The sequence below is a fragment of the Serratia sp. 506_PEND genome, assembly GCF_001076875.1.
Classification (GTDB): domain Bacteria; phylum Pseudomonadota; class Gammaproteobacteria; order Enterobacterales; family Enterobacteriaceae; genus Serratia; species Serratia marcescens.
The window spans coordinates 1,054-13,236 of sequence record NZ_JVEL01000338.1; the positions used below are offsets into that span (position 1 = coordinate 1,054).

Consider the following 12,183-nt stretch of genomic DNA (forward strand, 5'->3'; position numbering starts at 1 on the left):
GTGCGCGCCCAGGCCGCCGGTGAACAGGCCGTAGCCGTAGGCGACGTGCACCTTGTCTTTGGCGGTGGCGCCGCCGGCGCGCAGGCAGCGGGCGACGATATCGGCCCAATTATCGATGTCTCGCTGGGTGTAACCGACCACCGTCGGGCGGCCGGTGGTGCCCGAGGAGGCGTGGATGCGCACCACCTGCTCCATCGGCACTGCGAAGGTGTCGAACGGGTAGTTGTCGCGCAGATCCTGCTTGGTGGTGTAGGGGAAGCGCGCCAGATCGCTCAGCTGTTTGAGATCGTCGGGGTGTACGCCGGCCTGGTCGAATTTGCGTTTGTACATCGGCACATTGTCGTAGGCGTGGTGCAGCGTCCACTTCAGACGCGCCAACTGCAACGCTTCAATCTCATCGCGCGAGGCGAATTCGATCGTTTCGAGGGGCTGTGGATTTATTGTCATGGTTAGCCTCAGGGGTCAGACACGCTCAATGATCATGGCGATGCCTTGGCCGACGCCGATGCACATGGTGCAAAGCGCATAGCGGCCGGCTCGCCGTTCCAGTTCAAACAGGGCGGCCAGCGCCAGGCGCGCGCCGCTCATGCCCAGCGGGTGCCCCAGAGCGATCGCGCCGCCGTTGGGGTTAACCTGCGGGGCATCGTCCGGCAGGCCAAGCTGGCGCATCACCGCCAACGCCTGGGCGGCGAACGCTTCGTTCAGTTCGATGACGTCCATCTGCGCCAGGCTCAGCCCGGCGATCTCCAGCACCTTGCGGGTGGCCGGCAGCGGGCCGATGCCCATCAGGCGCGGCTCCACGCCGCAGGTGGCTGTGGCGACGATGCGCGCGCGCGGCGTCAGCCCCTGGCGCGCCGCCATCGCTTCGGAGGCGACGATCAACGCCGCCGCGCCGTCGTTCAGGCCCGAGGCGTTGCCGGCGGTGACGCTGCCGGGCTGACGGAACGGGGTTTTCAGCGCCTGCAACTGCTCGAAGGTGGTGTCGGCGCGCGGGTGTTCATCCTGGCTGAACAGGGTGACCGCGCCTTTTTTACCGGTGAGGCTGACCGGGGCTATCTCCTGCGCCAGGTGGCCCAGCGCCTGCGCCCGGGCGGCGCGCTGCTGGCTGCGCAGCGCAAAGGCGTCCTGATCGGCGCGGCTGATATTGAACTGCGCCGCGACGTTTTCGGCGGTCTCCGGCATCGAATCGGTGCCGAACTCGGCCTGCATCCGCGGATTGACGAAGCGCCAGCCGAGGGTGGTGTCGTACAGCTGCGCCTGGCGGCTGAAGGCGCTGTCGGCCTTGCCCATCACCAGCGGCGCGCGGGTCATCGATTCCGCGCCGCCGGCCAGCAGCAGCCCGGCGTCGCCGGCCTTGATGCTGCGCGCCGCCATCGCCAGCGCATCCAGGCCCGAACCGCACAGGCGGTTCACCGTAGTGCCGGAAACGCCGACCGGCAATCCGGCCAGCAGCAGCGCCATGCGCGCCAGATTGCGGTTGTCTTCCCCGGCCTGGTTGGCGCAGCCGAGGATCACGTCGTCCAGCTGCGCCCAATCCACCTGCGGATGGCGCTCCAGCAGCACGCGCAGCGGCAGGGCGGCGAGGTCGTCGGCGCGCACCTGGGCCAGCGCGCCGCCATAGCGGCCGATCGGGGTGCGCACGCCGTCGCAGATAAATGCCTGATTCATGCCTGATCTCCTAAAATGCTGTGACCGAGGCGGTGCGCGCGGCCACGGAACCAGGCGACGGTTTTGCCCAGCTGGTTAACGATCTCGACGTCGTACAGCCCGGTGGCTTTGCCCTGGTGGCGCACCGCCGCGCTGGCGGTGAGGCGATCGCCGGCCAGCGCCGGGCGGACGAAGTCGATGCTGCAGCCGGAGGCCACCGCCGCCAACCCCTGGCTGTTGCAGGCGTAGGCGAAGGCGGTGTCCGCCAGGCTGAACAGCTGGCCGCCGTGGCAGGTCCGGTGGCCATTGAGCATCTGCGGGCCGACGGTCATGCTGACCTGAGCGTACCCGGCGTCGACGGCGTCGATATGCATCCCCATCGCCTGAGCGCAGGTATCTTGCTGGAACATCTGTTCGGCGCAGCGCTGAGCCAGCGCGCGCGGCGTATTGGCGTTCATCGTTCGGCTCCTGAGAAAGAGGCGGGGGAAGCGTAGCGGCGCAGCAGCGGCATCGGGCGATAGCGCGCTTCGCCGTAATAGCGTTGCAGGTTTTCCAGCGTCGTCAGAATGTGGCGCCAGCCGAGTGCGGCGCCCCAGGCCAGCGGTCCGCGCGGATAGTTGACGCCGCGCAGCATCGCCAGATCGGTATCTTCGGCGCCGGCGACGCCTTTGTTCACCACGTCGAGCGCTTCGTTGGCCAGCATGGCCAGAGTGCGCATCGTCAGCAGGCCGGGATAATCCGGCAGTTGAATGACCTGCTTGCCGAGGGACTGCAGCAGGCGAATCGCGTTGGCATTGTGTTGCGCGCCGTTTTGCGCCGCGCAGCTGATGGCGATGGCGGAGGCATGCGCATAGTCGGCACAGAGATCGAACAGCACCACGGGCGTTCCACGTTCGTCGGCCAGTTGGCCGGCGGTTTTACCATTGGTTAACATCAGTGTAACGTCGTCGATCGTGAGGTACGGGCTGGTCTGGCCAGGTTGTTTGATCGCCCCCGCATTTTCGATCAACAGTTCCGCCAAATCGGCCAGCGAAGACCAGTCGCCGTGCAGCGTGACGCGTTGCGGCGGCGCGGCCTGCGCCGGCGGCGCAAAGGCGATCATCTCTGCGGCGGGGCGTTGCGCGTCGTAGCGGTAGAAGCCGCGGCCGGATTTGCGGCCGAGATGTCCGGCGGCCACCAGCTCCTGCTGCACCAGTGAGGGGGTGAAGCGCGGATCCTGGTAGAAGGCCTGATACACCGAGTCGGTCACGGCGTAATTGACGTCCTGGCCGATCAGATCGGTCAACTGCAGCGGGCCCATGGCGAAGCCGCCGGCATCGCGCATGACTGCATCCAGGGTGGCGGCGTCGGCCACCCGTTCCTCCAGCGCGCGCAGGGTTTCGGCGTAGAATGGCCGCGCCACGCGGTTGACGATGAATCCCGGCGTTGAGCGGCATACGACGCTCTGCTTACCCCAGCGCTGCGCCAGGGCCTGCAGCGCGGCGAGGGTCTCGGCCCCGGTCTCCAGACCGCTGACGATCTCCACCAGCTTCATCAGCGGCGCCGGGTTGAAGAAGTGCAGCCCGGCCATGCGCGCCGGGTGTTGCAAGGCGCCGGCGATGGCGGTGATTGACAGCGAGGAGGTATTGCTGGCGAACAGCGCCGTGGGCGAGCAGACCGCTTCCAGATCGCGGAACAGGCTCTGCTTGATCGCCAGATTTTCCGCCACCGCTTCAATCACCAGCGCGCAGTCGGCCAGTTGCTCGAGCGAGTCGGCGCGTTCGAGGCGCGCCAGCAGCGCCTCGGTGGCGTTTGCGTCGGCCTTGCCGCCGTCGACCCGCTGCCGCAGGCGGCGAGCGAGTTCGTCGAGCGCGCGCTGGGCGGCGGCGGGCGCGATATCGAACAGCCGTACCGGGTGGCCGGCGGCGGCGGCCACCTGGGCGATGCCGATGCCCATGGTGCCGGCGCCGATCACCGCCACCTGGCCATTAAGAAGGGGCGCGTTCATGGCTATTTCCCGCTGAAATTTGGCGTGCGTTTGGCGAAGAACGCGCTGACGCCTTCGCGATAGTCGTCGCTGCGGCCCCCCAATCGCTGCAGATCGCGTTCCAGATCGAGCTGTTGATCGAGGCTGTTGGTGGCCGAGCTGTAGATGGCTTTCTTGATTAGCCCCAAACCGTAGGTCGGCTGGGTGGCCAGATGGCGCGCCAGCGTTTGCGTGCGGTCGGCCAATTCATCCGCCGGCACCACCTGCCAGATCATGCCCCACTCCAGCGCCTGTTGAGCGCTGATTTTGTCACCCAGCAAGGCCATGCCCATCGCGCGGGCGTGGCCGGCCAGCCGCGGCAGGAACCAACTGCCGCCGGAATCAGGCACCAACCCCAGACGGCAGAACGACTGAATAAAGCCGGCGTTGTCGGCGGCGATGACGATATCGCACGCCAGGGCCAGCGCGGCGCCGGCGCCGGCCGCCACGCCGTTGACTGCGCATACCACCGGTTTCGGCAGGGCGGTCAGGCGGCGGATCAGGGGGTTGTAGAAACGTTCGACCGACAGGCCGAGATCCGGCGCCTGTTGATCGGCGCTGACGTTGCGATCGTTGAGATCCTGCCCGGCGCAGAAACCGCGCCCGGCGCCGGCGATCAGCAGGCAGCGCACGCTGTCGTCGCGCTCGGCTTGCGTCAGCGCTTCGCTCAGCTGGCGATGCATCTCGTCGTTAAAGCTGTTGAGCCGATCCGGCCGGTTGAGGGTCAGCGTCAACACGCCGGCGTCGAGATGGCTGAGAATCAATGCGTTATCCATAAATCAGCGCCCCTGATAGTTTGGCGTACGTTTTTCGAAAAAGGCGGCGATGCCTTCGCGGCGATCGTCGGTGGCGGCCAGGGTGACAAATTGCTGACGCTCCATCGCCAGCCCCTGGCTAAGGCCGATTTCCTCGGCCTGTTTCAGCGCCTGTTTGGCGGCGCGCAGCGCCAGCGGCGCCTGACGGCTGATGCGATCGGCAATCTGCTGCGTGCGCTCCAGCGTCAGGGCATCGACACATACTTCGCTGATCAGGCCGGCCTGCAGCGCGGTGCGGGCGTCGATGGCTTCGCCGGTCAGCACCATCTGGCTGGCGCGCGCCTTGCCGACGCAGCGGATCAGGCGCTGGGTGCCCCCGGCGCCCGGCATCAGGCCGAGGGTGATCTCCGGCAGGCCGAAGCGGGCGCTTTCGCCGCCGATGACGATGTCGCAGGCCAGCGCCAGCTCGCAGCCGGCGCCCAGGGCATAACCGTTCACCGCCGCCAGCAGCGGTTTGCTGAACTGCGCCAGCCGCTGCCACAGCTGCGGACGGCGATCCGCCAGCGTGGCCGGCAGATCCTGCTGTTGCAGTTCGCGCAGATCGGCGCCGGCGGCGAAGAAGCGCGCCGCGCCGGCGATCACCACGGCGCCCACGCCGCTGTCGGCGTCGGCCTGCTCTAGCCGAGCAACCAGCTGTTCCAGACACGGCGTGCTCAGGGCGTTACGCGCCTCCGGGCGATGCAGCGTCAGCGTGACCACGCGGTGTTGCTGCTGATGCAAAATAAAGGGGGTGTCCATCGCGGCTCCTAGACGTCGAAGTCCAACACCACGCCGTCGCCTTTCGGCCACGACTGGCAGCTCAATACATAGCCCGCCGCCAACTGATCCGGCTCCAGACTGTAGTTGACGCCCATCTCCACCTGGCCGGCCTTGAGACGGCATTTGCAGGTGGCGCACACGCCGCCTTTGCAGGCGTAGGGCAGATCGGCGCCCTGGCGCAGCGCGGCATCGAGAATGCTGTCGTCCTGTTCGCCGACCTCGATATCCAACCGGCGGCCGTCGAGCAGGATCGCCACCCGGGTGGCGTTGCGATCGCCGCTGTGGCGCGGGCGGGTGACCAGGCCGCTGGTGTTGAAGCGTTCGCTGTGGATGTGATTGGCCGGTACGCCGGCCTGCTCCAGCACGGTCTGCGCGTCGTCCATCATCGATTCCGGCCCGCATATAAAGGCGTGGTCATAGTCGCGGAAATCCAGCAGCGCGCCGCCGATCGCCGCCAGGCGTTCACGGTCGATGCGGCCGCTGAGCAGCGGGCTGTCGAGGCTCTCCTGGCTGAACAGGTACAGCGGCTGAAAACGTTGCGGATAGCGGTTTTTCAGATCCGACAGCGCCTCTTTGAACATCATTGAACGGCTGTTGCGGTTGCCGTAGATCAGGGTGAAGCTGCTGCCCGGTTCGAACTGCAGCGTCGCCTTGATGATCGACAGCATCGGCGTGATGCCGGAGCCGGCGGCGATCGCCAAATAGTTGCCGCGGCGCTCCGCCTGCGGCTGGTAGCCGAAGCGCCCCTGCGGCACCATCACTTCCAGCGCATCGCCGACTTTCAGCATGCGGTTGACGAAGCCGGAGAAACGGCCCTGATCAATCGCTTTTACGCCGATCTGCAGCAGGCCTTCCTGCGGCGAACTGCAGATGGAATAGCAACGCCGCAGTTCTTCGCCGTTGACTAGCGCCTTGAGCGTCAGGTGCTGGCCGGGGGTATAGCGGTATTGGTTTTGCAGCTCGTCGGGCACCCGCAGGGTGATGGCTACGGCGTCCGGCGTTTCGCGCTCGATGGCGGCGACGCTCAGGCGATGAAAGACCGTCATGGTGTCAGCGCTCCTATATGCATTTGAAATAGTCGAACGGTTCCCGGCAGTCGCAGCAGCGGTACAGCGCTTTACAGGCGGTGGAGCCGAACTCGCTGATCTTCTCGCTGTGGGTGCTGCCGCAGCGCGGGCAGGCTACCGGGCCGTAGGCATGCGGCCGATCGCAGGTGTGGCCCTGCGGCGGCGCTACGCCGTATTGCCGCAGCCGCTCGCGGGCGTCGGCGTTCATCCAATCAGTGGTCCAGGCCGGGCTGAGACGGATGTCCACCTGCACCGGGCTGAAGCCGGCGGCCGTCAGCCGCTGCTCAATGGCGTTGAGCAGAAATTCGGTGGCCGGGCAGCCGGAATAGGTTGGGGTGAAGGTCACGCGCCAGCCGCTGCCGTCGCGGGCCACGTCGCGCACCATGCCCAAATCGGTGATCGACAGCACCGGCAGTTCGGGATCGCTGATCTGTTGCAGACAGTGCCAAATCTGCGGGATTTCAGCGGGTTGCAAACGAGTGACGTTCATCGCAGCCTCCTACCATTGGCCGTTTGGATAGGCGCGTTGCAGGAACTGCATCTCCGCCAGCAGCGGGCCGAGGTGTTCACTGTGTCGGCCTTGTTTGCCGCCGTGCCGGAACGCCTGCTCGGCGGGCAGCGTCAACGTCGCCTGGCGCAGCGTCTCCTCCACCTGCGCTTGCCAGGGAGCCTGCAGCTGGCGCGGATCGACGGCGATGCCCTGTTCCGCCAGCTCAAGCTCCAGCGCGTCGGCGTGGAACAGCTCGGCGGTGAAGCGCCACAGGTTATCCAGCGACTGCTGGATCTTGCGGTGGCTGATGTCGTTGCCGTCGCCGAGGCGGATCATCCAGCCGCGGCTGAAGCGCAGGTGGTAATCGGCCTCCTTCAATGACTTGGCGGCGATGGCGGCGATCTGCGCATCGCCGCTGCGGCTCAACGCCTGATGCAGCTGCACGTGGTAGACGTCGAGCAGGAACTGGCGCACCAACGTGTCGTTGAAACCGCCGTTCGGCTGTTCCGCCAGCAACAGGTTATGAAACTGGCGTTCGTCGCGGCCGAAGGCCAGGCTGTCTTCGCTGCAGGGCTGCCCGGCCAGTTCGGCGGCGTAGCTCAGGAAGTTGCGCGCCTGGCCGAGCAGATCGAGCCCGATGTTGGCCAACGCCAGATCGATTTCCAGCTCGGGCGCGTGGCCGCACCAGGCGCACAGACGCTGGGCGAGGATCAAAGGCGTGTCGCCCTGGCGGAGCAAATAGCTGATGCGCGGATCGTTAACCGTCATGGTCGCCTCTACATGTTCTTGATGCCGTCGGGAATGGTGTAAAACGTCGGATGACGGTAGATCTTGTCTTCGGACGGATCGAAGAAGGCGCCGCGGTCTTCCGGCTGCGAGGCGATCAGATGGCGGGATTGCACCACCCAAATTGAGCAGCCTTCATTACGGCGCGTGTAGGCGTCGCGGGCGTTTTCCAGCGCCATTTGGTCGTCGGCGGCGTGCAGGCTGCCGACGTGGCGATGCGCCAGCCCTTGTTTGCTGCGGATAAACACTTCATACAGCGGCCATTCAACGTGGCTCATGATCTCGGTTCCTTATGTTGGCTATGCGGCGGAAGCGGCGTTTTTCGCGGCGTGGGCCATGGCGCCGTCACGCACCCAGGCGCCGTCTTCCCAGGCGCGGCGTTTGGCCTGCAGGCGTTCGTGGTTGCATTGGCCACGCCCTTTGATCACCTCATGCAGCTCGCTCCAGTCGATCTCGCCGAAGCGATAGTGGCCGGCGGCGGCATCCCAGTGCAGATCCGGATCCGGCGCCGTCATGCCCAGCGCTTCCAGCTGCGGTACGGTGTTGTCGACGAACTTCTGCCGCAGTTCATCGTTGCTGTGGCGTTTGATCTTCCACGCCATGCTCTGGGCGCTGTGGGGGGAGTCGGCGTCGCTCGGGCCGAACATCATCAGCACCGGCCACCAGAAGCGATCGATGGCGTCCTGCAGCATGGCGCGCTGCGTGTCGCTGCCGTTGGCCATCGCCATTACCGCCTCGTAGCCCTGGCGCTGGTGGAAGCTTTCCTCTTTGCAGATCTTCACCATCGCCCGCGCATAGGGGCCGTAGGACGCGCGGCACAGCGCCACCTGGTTGACGATGGCGGCGCCGTCGACCAGCCAGCCGATCACGCCGATATCCGCCCAGTTGAGCGTGGGGTAATTGAAGATGGAGGAGTACTTCATCTTGCCGTCGAGCATCTTTTGGTAGATGTCCTGGCGCGAACAGCCGAGGGTCTCGGCGGCGCTGTAGAGATACAGACCGTGGCCGGCCTCATCCTGCACTTTGGCCAGCAGCACCGCCTTGCGGCGCAGCGTGGGGGCGCGCGTCAGCCAGTTGGCTTCCGGCAGCATGCCGATGACTTCCGAGTGGGCGTGTTGGCCGATTTGCCGAATCAGGTTCTGACGATAGGCGTCCGGCATCCAGTCCTTGGCCTCAATGGCGATATCCGCCGCGATCTTGTCGTCGAAATGCTGCTGATACTGTGCGTCAGTTGTCATGCTTGCCTCTTGGTGATTCGTATTTTTCACATTAAATATAAAAATGTGAATCACTTTAACTAACCATAAGGCTACAAACTGATAACAAAAAGATCAAACGAGATTTATGTGGTTTTGCGAGCTCACTCACAAGTGTTTGTGTTAACTTTTTGATTATATTTAATAAATAAAAGCAATGACTCCGTGTTAACGCCGGGAAATCGGCTTGAAAGCGCTTCTTGTTCTCTTTTTGTTAAAATTGAGTTTGGCGTCGACTGGCATTTATGTGATACGTAATTAAGCTGTATGGTGAAAATTTATGAATTCCGGAGGGCACATGCAGCAGTTACACAGTTATCTTTCTGGCGCCTGGGTGTACGGGCAGGGAGAGGCGCGCGAGATCCGTCACGCCGTGACCGGCGAAGCGCTGTACCAGGTCTGCTCCGACGGCCTGCCGTTAGCGGCGAGCCTGAGCTATGCGCGCAGCCACGGCGGCCCGGCGCTGGCGCACATGACATTCCAGCAGCGCGCCCAGATGCTGAAAGCGGTGGCGAAACACCTGCTGGCGCATAAAGAGGCGCTGTATCAGATTTCCTATCAAACCGGCGCGACGCGCGGCGACGGCTGGGTCGATATCGAAGGCGGCATCGCCACGCTGTTCGCCTATGCCGGCATGGCCGGCCGCGATCTGCCGGATGATACGCTGTGGCCGGAAGATGAGCTGATCCCGCTGTCGAAGCAGGCGCAGTTCGCCGCCCGCCACGTATTGACCTCGCGCCCCGGTGTGGCGCTGCATATCAACGCCTTCAACTTCCCTTGCTGGGGCATGCTGGAAAAACTGGCGCCGACCTGGCTGGCGGGCATGCCGGCCATCATCAAGCCGGCCACCGCCACCGCGCAACTGACGCAGGCGATGGTCAGGCTGATCGTCGACAGCGGGCTGGTGCCGGAAGGGGCGCTGCAGTTGGTATGCGGCGGCGTCGGCGACATGTTTGCGCACCTGGATTACCAGGATGCGGTGACCTTTACCGGCTCGGCGCAGACCGGGCAGCGGCTGCGGGCGCATCCGCGCCTGTTGGAAAAATCGATCGCGTTCACCATGGAGGCGGATTCGCTCAACTGCTGCGTGCTGGCGGAAGACGTGACGCCGGAGATGCCGGAATTTGCGCTGTTTATCAAAGAAGTGTGCCGTGAAATGACCGCCAAGGCGGGGCAGAAATGCACCTCGATCCGCCGCATCATCGTGCCGGCGGCGCAGGTGGCGGCGGTACGTCAGGCCTTGTTGCAGCGTCTGGCGGGAGTGACGGTGGGCGACCCGCAGTTGGAGCAGGTGCGCATGGGGGCGCTGGTCAGCCACGAGCAGCGTGATGATGTGCAAAGCAAGGTGGAGTTCCTGCTGCGCAACGGCTGCGAACCGCTGTGCGGCGTGTCGCTGGATAAGCTGGAAATCATGGGCGACGGCGCGCGCGGCGGGGCGTTTTATCCGCCGACCCTGCTGTATTGCGCCGATCCGTTCACCCATCAGGCGGTGCACGGCACTGAGGCCTTCGGCCCGGTGGCGACGCTGATGCCGTATGCGGATACCGAGCAGGCGATCGCGTTGGCGTTGCTGGGGCAGGGCAGCCTGGCGGGATCGCTGGTGACCGCCGATCCGGCATTGGCCAAGCGTTTCATTCGCGCGGCGGCGTGCGCCCATGGCCGCATGTTGATTTTGGATGAACAGGCGGCGGCGGAGTCCACCGGCCACGGTTCGCCGCTGCCGATGCTGGTGCACGGCGGCCCGGGGCGCGCCGGCGGCGGTGAAGAGCTGGGTGGACTGCGCGCGGTGAAGCACTATATGCAGCGCACGGCGATCCAGGGCAGCCCGGCGATGCTGGCGGCCATCGGCGGCGAATGGGTGCGCGGCGCGCCGGTCGCCGAACACCCGGTGCACCCGTTCCGGAAATACTTCGAGCAGCTGCAGCTGGGCGACAGCCTGTTGACCGCGCGCCGCACCGTGACCGAGGCGGATATCGTCAACTTCGCCTGCCTGAGCGGCGACCACTTTTACGCGCACATGGACAAGATCGGCGCTGCCGATTCGCTGTTCGGCGAGCGGGTGGCGCACGGTTACTTTGTGGTGTCCGCCGCGGCCGGGCTGTTTGTCGACGCCGCCGTCGGGCCGGTGATCGCCAACTATGGCATGGAGAATCTGCGCTTTATCGAACCGGTGAAGATCGGCGACACCATTCAGGTGCGGCTGACCTGCAAAAAGAAAATCCGCAAGCCGCAAAAAACCGCCGAAGATCGGCCGCACGGCGTGGTGGTGTGGGATGTTCAGGTGTTGAATCAGGAACAGCAACCGGTGGCGCTGTACAGCATCCTGACGCTGGTGGCGCGCCAGCAAGGGGACTTCGAGGCATAATGCGCGTTTCGCCGCCGCCGGCATCCCGGCGGCGGCGAGTCATTCAGATCAGCGGCTGCCCGCGCAGCTGTTCCAACACTTTCAGCGGCGAACGCTGCGGATCCTGCATCTTGTTCACCGGCAACAGGAAGGTCTGTTCCAACATAAACTGGCCGCCCATCGCGGCGTGCGGCGTTTGATCCGAGAAGCAAATCCAGCTGCTGCCCGGCGGGAATTCCAGCGCCAGCTGCGGACCCTGTTGCTGATAATCACCGTCGGCCTTCATGGCGTCATGCAACTGCAGCATCAGGTGGTCATAATGGCTGCGCCGGGTTTTGGTGATGCGCACCTGGTGCTGCAGCCAGCTGCTGAAGGCGGAATAGCGAGCGAGGCGCGGCATAAAGCGTTGCGCAAGTTCAGGGAACGGCTCGCCGACGCGCCATTGGCGATGCTCGCCGTGCGGGTTGATGTTGGTGAAAATGCGCAGAATGCGTTCGCCGTAGTTCGGGCGCGACGGGAAAGCGTCAACGTGCAGGCGGCTGTCGTCTTTGCGCCAGGAACTGGTCGCCCGCCAGGCGGAAACCGGGTGCAAACGCAGGCTGCCGGTGGGGTGGTGCAGCGCCTCCTGATACTCGGGCAACAGCCCGGCGATCAGCTGGCGGCAAGATTGATAATAGCGCTCCAGCAGTTGCTGAACCTGTTGCCGGCGTTCCGCGACGGCCACGCCGCTCAGTTTGCCGGACAGCGGTTGATAGCTGATGTTTTTGCGCTTCGGATCGACCAACGTCGGATCCAGCAGCGACATTTCCTGCTCAGATAGAGTGAAGGCCAGCTCGGGCAGAAACAGCACCTTGCCCTGTTCCAGTTCGCTGACCGCGCTGGATGCTTCCGCTGCCGCCCATTGTCGCAACGGCAGCGTCAGGACGGCCTGTTCACGCATAATATCGCCAGTAGGCATGAGATCTCCTCGCAAATCTATATCGCTTTATTCCCGCTTTCAGGTTGCCGCGTGGT

General features: G+C 64.8%; 12 protein-coding genes and 1 pseudogene. 1 reads left to right on the forward strand and 12 read right to left on the reverse strand.

Annotation, left to right across the window (positions count from 1 at the left end):
* The 11 genes and pseudogenes from ADK28_RS32955 to paaA all read right to left on the reverse strand — a co-directional run.
* Positions 1-447 (reverse strand): annotated as a pseudogene (locus ADK28_RS32955) (phenylacetate--CoA ligase); the annotation flags it as partial.
* Positions 448-462: 15 nt separating this feature from the next.
* Positions 463-1,668 (reverse strand): 3-oxoadipyl-CoA thiolase, encoded by a 1,206-nt coding sequence (pcaF, locus tag ADK28_RS10335; RefSeq protein ID WP_048795614.1) that lies wholly within the window; start codon positions 1,666-1,668, stop codon positions 463-465.
* The gene (gene paaI, locus ADK28_RS10340; RefSeq protein WP_048795615.1) at positions 1,665-2,105 is read right to left on the reverse strand and encodes a hydroxyphenylacetyl-CoA thioesterase PaaI; all 441 of its coding nucleotides are present in this window, start codon (positions 2,103-2,105) and stop codon (positions 1,665-1,667) included. Before paaI ends, pcaF begins: the two co-directional genes overlap by 4 nt.
* Positions 2,102-3,634 carry a 3-hydroxyacyl-CoA dehydrogenase gene (locus ADK28_RS10345; RefSeq protein ID WP_048795616.1) on the reverse strand — a complete coding sequence of 511 codons (1,533 nt, stop codon included), beginning with the start codon at positions 3,632-3,634 and terminating at the stop codon, positions 2,102-2,104. The genes paaI and ADK28_RS10345 overlap by 4 nt, the downstream gene beginning before the upstream one ends.
* A gap of 2 nt (positions 3,635-3,636) precedes the next feature.
* Positions 3,637-4,428, reverse strand: coding sequence for a 2-(1,2-epoxy-1,2-dihydrophenyl)acetyl-CoA isomerase PaaG (gene paaG / locus ADK28_RS10350; RefSeq protein WP_015378353.1), 792 nt, complete (start codon positions 4,426-4,428; stop codon positions 3,637-3,639).
* A 3-nt stretch (positions 4,429-4,431) separates the two neighbouring features.
* A complete protein-coding gene (paaF, locus tag ADK28_RS10355) occupies positions 4,432-5,205 on the reverse strand; it encodes a 2,3-dehydroadipyl-CoA hydratase PaaF (protein ID WP_033639967.1) in 774 nt (257 codons plus the stop codon).
* A gap of 8 nt (positions 5,206-5,213) precedes the next feature.
* A complete protein-coding gene (gene paaE, locus ADK28_RS10360) occupies positions 5,214-6,272 on the reverse strand; it encodes a 1,2-phenylacetyl-CoA epoxidase subunit PaaE (protein WP_033639968.1) in 1,059 nt (352 codons plus the stop codon).
* A 13-nt stretch (positions 6,273-6,285) separates the two neighbouring features.
* Complete coding sequence (gene paaD / locus ADK28_RS10365) at positions 6,286-6,783, reverse strand: 1,2-phenylacetyl-CoA epoxidase subunit PaaD (RefSeq protein ID WP_048795617.1); 498 nt, start codon at positions 6,781-6,783, stop codon at positions 6,286-6,288.
* A 9-nt stretch (positions 6,784-6,792) separates the two neighbouring features.
* Positions 6,793-7,551 (reverse strand): 1,2-phenylacetyl-CoA epoxidase subunit PaaC, encoded by a 759-nt coding sequence (gene paaC / locus ADK28_RS10370; protein ID WP_048795618.1) that lies wholly within the window; start codon positions 7,549-7,551, stop codon positions 6,793-6,795.
* An 8-nt stretch (positions 7,552-7,559) separates the two neighbouring features.
* Positions 7,560-7,847 (reverse strand): 1,2-phenylacetyl-CoA epoxidase subunit PaaB, encoded by a 288-nt coding sequence (paaB, locus tag ADK28_RS10375; protein ID WP_004935173.1) that lies wholly within the window; start codon positions 7,845-7,847, stop codon positions 7,560-7,562.
* Positions 7,848-7,868: 21 nt separating this feature from the next.
* Entirely contained in the window at positions 7,869-8,807 is a 939-nt protein-coding gene (gene paaA, locus ADK28_RS10380) for a 1,2-phenylacetyl-CoA epoxidase subunit PaaA (RefSeq protein WP_015378348.1), read from the reverse strand.
* Positions 8,808-9,123: 316 nt separating this feature from the next.
* Between paaA and paaZ the strand changes: the two genes are divergently transcribed.
* Positions 9,124-11,190: a phenylacetic acid degradation bifunctional protein PaaZ gene (paaZ, locus tag ADK28_RS10385; protein WP_048795619.1), complete on the forward strand. Its 2,067-nt coding sequence runs from the start codon at positions 9,124-9,126 to the stop codon at positions 11,188-11,190.
* A 43-nt stretch (positions 11,191-11,233) separates the two neighbouring features.
* Here the strand turns inward: paaZ and ADK28_RS10390 are convergent, their stop codons facing one another.
* Positions 11,234-12,127, reverse strand: a complete 894-nt coding sequence (locus ADK28_RS10390; RefSeq protein ID WP_048795620.1) for a Kdo hydroxylase family protein — start codon at positions 12,125-12,127, stop codon at positions 11,234-11,236.
* Between the last annotated feature and the right edge of the window lie 56 nt (positions 12,128-12,183).

What these genes read in the sequence shown, in the direction of transcription:
- paaC (WP_048795618.1), bottom strand. Translation starts at nt 7,551, where the DNA reads ATGACGGTTAACGATCCGCGCATCAGCTATTTGCTCCGCCAGGGCGAC.
- paaA (WP_015378348.1), bottom strand. Translation starts at nt 8,807, where the DNA reads ATGACAACTGACGCACAGTATCAGCAGCATTTCGACGACAAGATCGCG.
- paaG (WP_015378353.1), bottom strand. Translation starts at nt 4,428, where the DNA reads ATGGATAACGCATTGATTCTCAGCCATCTCGACGCCGGCGTGTTGACG.
- paaB (WP_004935173.1), bottom strand. Translation starts at nt 7,847, where the DNA reads ATGAGCCACGTTGAATGGCCGCTGTATGAAGTGTTTATCCGCAGCAAA.
- paaF (WP_033639967.1), bottom strand. Translation starts at nt 5,205, where the DNA reads ATGGACACCCCCTTTATTTTGCATCAGCAGCAACACCGCGTGGTCACG.
- paaZ (WP_048795619.1), top strand. Translation starts at nt 9,124, where the DNA reads ATGCAGCAGTTACACAGTTATCTTTCTGGCGCCTGGGTGTACGGGCAG.
- paaD (WP_048795617.1), bottom strand. Translation starts at nt 6,783, where the DNA reads ATGAACGTCACTCGTTTGCAACCCGCTGAAATCCCGCAGATTTGGCAC.
- paaE (WP_033639968.1), bottom strand. Translation starts at nt 6,272, where the DNA reads ATGACGGTCTTTCATCGCCTGAGCGTCGCCGCCATCGAGCGCGAAACG.
- pcaF (WP_048795614.1), bottom strand. Translation starts at nt 1,668, where the DNA reads ATGAATCAGGCATTTATCTGCGACGGCGTGCGCACCCCGATCGGCCGC.
- ADK28_RS10345 (WP_048795616.1), bottom strand. Translation starts at nt 3,634, where the DNA reads ATGAACGCGCCCCTTCTTAATGGCCAGGTGGCGGTGATCGGCGCCGGC.
- paaI (WP_048795615.1), bottom strand. Translation starts at nt 2,105, where the DNA reads ATGAACGCCAATACGCCGCGCGCGCTGGCTCAGCGCTGCGCCGAACAG.
- ADK28_RS10390 (WP_048795620.1), bottom strand. Translation starts at nt 12,127, where the DNA reads ATGCCTACTGGCGATATTATGCGTGAACAGGCCGTCCTGACGCTGCCG.